Consider the following 2,232-nt stretch of genomic DNA (forward strand, 5'->3'; position numbering starts at 1 on the left):
TCGCAGTCCTGGGCGCGGCGTTCAAGCCCGAAAGCGACGACGTCCGGGACTCCCCCGCGTTGAGCGCCGCCGCGCAGCTGCAGCTGCAGGGCGCCGTGGTGACGGTCACCGATCCCCAGGCCCTGCCCAATGCCGCCAAGCGCTTCCCCGAACTCCAGCTGGAACCGGACCTGGAGACGACGCTGCACCGGGCCGATGCCGTGCTGCTGCTGACCGAGTGGCAGGCGTACCGGGAGCTGGATCCGCACGCCGCCAAAGCGCTCGTGTCCGCGCCGCGCATCCTGGACGGCCGCAACGTCCTGGACCCTGCCAAGTGGCGGGCGGCCGGCTGGACCTACAAGGGCCTGGGCCGGCCCTGATGTGTTGCCGTCAGGCCGTCAGCGCCTGGCCGAGGGCGTCCTCCGCGGCCACCCAGGAGAGCATGGCGCATTTGACCCGGGCAGCATAACGGGACACGCCCTCAAACGCCGCGGCGTCGCCCAGCACCTCCGGGTCGGCCGGCACCTTCCCGCGCGAGCGCAGCACCTCGCGGAAGCTGTCAATGACGGCGCTGAGTTCCTCGACTGTCATGCCCTCGGCGAGGTCTGTCAGCACGGACGCCGAGGCCATCGAGATCGAGCAGCCGTCGCCGTCCCAGCGCAGCTCACTGACCTTCCCGCCGGCAACGGACACCCGGACCGTGATTTCGTCGCCGCAGGTCGGATTCAGCTGGTGGGACTGGCCGCAGCTGGCCTCCTTGGGCGCGTCCGCGGCGGCGAGGCCGCTGCCGTGCCGGGCCTTGGCATGTTCGAGGATGATCTGCTGGTAAAGCTGGTCAAGACTCATGGATGTCCGTCCTAGGCTTGGAAGTAGGCACGGACATCGGCGACCGCGTTCAGGAACGCGTCCACATCGTCCGTGGTGTTGTAAAGGTACGTACTGGCGCGCGTCGTCGCCGTCAGCCCGAGCCGGCGGTGCAGGGGCTGGGCACAGTGGTGGCCGACCCGCACGGCGATGCCGCGGCTGTCCAGGAACTGGCCGACGTCGTGCGCGTGGACGCCCGCGACGTCGAATGCCGCCAGGCCAATCCGCTCCTGCCCGGCCGCCGGACCCAGCACCCGGATCCCGGGGATGGACTCCAAGCCGCGCACGAGGCGCTGGCCGAGTTCGGCTTCCCAGGCGTGGATGCGGTCCGTCCCGGTTTCGCTGAGGTAATTTACCGCCGCGGAGAGTGCCACGGCCTGCGAAATGCGCTGGGTGCCGGCTTCGAAGCGTTGCGGGCTGGGCAGGAAACCCGCCCGTTCCATCGTGACGGTGGTGATCATGGAGCCGCCGGTCAGGAACGGCGGCATCGCGTTGAGCAGCTCCGAGCGGCCATAGAGGGCGCCGATGCCGGTGGGGGCAAGCATCTTGTGGCCGGAGAACACCGCGAAGTCGACGTCGAGCGCCTTCACGTCCAGGGGCAGGTGCGGTGCGGACTGGCAGGCGTCGAGCACCACGAGGGCTCCCGCGGACCGGGCCAGGGCCACCAGGGCGGCCACCGGGTTGATGGTGCCGAGGACGTTTGACGCGTGCGTGAACGCCAGGACGCGGGTGCGCGGGCCGATGATGCCGGCAGCGGCCTCCAGGTCAAGGGCGCCGGCGTCGTCGATCGGGATGAACTTCACGACGGCGCCGGTCCGGGCCGCCAGCTCCTGCCAGGGGATCAGGTTGGCGTGGTGCTCCATCTCCGTGACCACGAGCTCGTCGCCCGGGGCCAGGGCGAACCGGGCCGCTTCGGGTCCGGCGCCCGGCAGGGAAGCGTTGAGGAAGGAGTAGGTGAGCAGGTTCAGGCCCTCCGTGGCGTTGGAGGTCCAGATCAGCTCATCCCACTCCGCCCCGACGAAGTCCGCCACCGTTTCCCGGGCGTTTTCGAACGCCTCGGTGGCCTCGACGGCGAGGTGGTGTGCCCCACGGTGGACCGCGGAGTTCCGCTGCTCATAGAATTCCTGCTCGGCCTCGAGCACGCTGAGCGGGTTCTGCGAGGTGGCACCGGAGTCCAGGTAGACGAGCGGCCTGCCGTTGACGTGCTGCTGCAGGATTGGGAAGTCGTTGCGGATCCTCAGGACCTCCTCGTTTCCGAGCGCGGCGGCAGAGCGGCGGAGATGGGCTGGGGTGGCAACCATGGCGGAGACTCCTGGATCGGCGTTCGCTGCGGCGTACACCGCGCCGGCCGGGCGGCCAGCGTGCAAAATACGTCACACAGATTAAACC

The 2,232-nt window shown here is 69.7% G+C and carries 3 protein-coding genes; 1 reads left to right on the forward strand and 2 read right to left on the reverse strand.

All coding sequences use genetic code 11. The features are described from left to right. Window positions 1-359: UDP-glucose/GDP-mannose dehydrogenase family protein (locus tag LQV45_RS26965; RefSeq protein ID WP_253074591.1), on the forward strand; the 359-nt coding region annotated here is incomplete at its 5' end. A gap of 10 nt (window positions 360-369) precedes the next feature. Here LQV45_RS26965 and sufU read toward each other — a convergent pair. Next, window positions 370-825, reverse strand: coding sequence for a Fe-S cluster assembly sulfur transfer protein SufU (sufU, locus tag LQV45_RS26970; RefSeq protein ID WP_230009833.1), 456 nt, complete (start codon window positions 823-825; stop codon window positions 370-372). 11 nt (window positions 826-836) lie between these two features. Further along, window positions 837-2,144 (reverse strand): aminotransferase class V-fold PLP-dependent enzyme, encoded by a 1,308-nt coding sequence (locus LQV45_RS26975; RefSeq protein WP_230009836.1) that lies wholly within the window; start codon window positions 2,142-2,144, stop codon window positions 837-839. Between the last annotated feature and the right edge of the window lie 88 nt (window positions 2,145-2,232).

It is taken from the genome of Microbacterium sp. Bi128 (assembly GCF_918698205.1).